The sequence below is a fragment of the Enterococcus mundtii genome (assembly GCF_002947535.1).
Classification (GTDB): Bacteria; Bacillota; Bacilli; order Lactobacillales; family Enterococcaceae; genus Enterococcus_B; species Enterococcus_B mundtii_B.
This window is the reverse complement of sequence record NZ_PUAP01000005.1, coordinates 1-276: the sequence shown is the minus strand read 5'-3', so window position 1 is coordinate 276 and position 276 is coordinate 1. Positions and strand designations below refer to the sequence as shown.

General features: G+C 37.3%; 1 protein-coding gene. It reads left to right on the top strand.

Translation table 11 applies throughout. The annotated features are described in order from the left end of the window. A partial coding sequence (locus CUS89_RS01805) for a DDE-type integrase/transposase/recombinase (RefSeq protein WP_146103401.1) occupies positions 1-222 on the top strand: 222 nt, incomplete at its 5' end. Positions 223-276: the final 54 nt, after the last annotated feature.

The following is a 276-nucleotide window of genomic DNA, read 5'->3' as shown; positions in this document are numbered from 1 at the left end:
ACAGAACATCGTACCATTAAGTACCTGAATAATTTGATTGAACAAGACCATCGTCCAGTAAAGAGACGCAATAAATTCTATCGAAGTTTACGCACTGCCTCTACCACGATTAAAGGCATGGAAGACATTCTAGGATTATATAAGAAAACCCGAAAAGAAGGCACTCTCTTCGGGTTTTCGGTCTGTACTGAAATCAAGGTATTATTGGGAATCCCAGCTTAAATCATAGATACCGTAAGGGATTTTATTCTTTATTTAAAACTTTGCAACAGAACC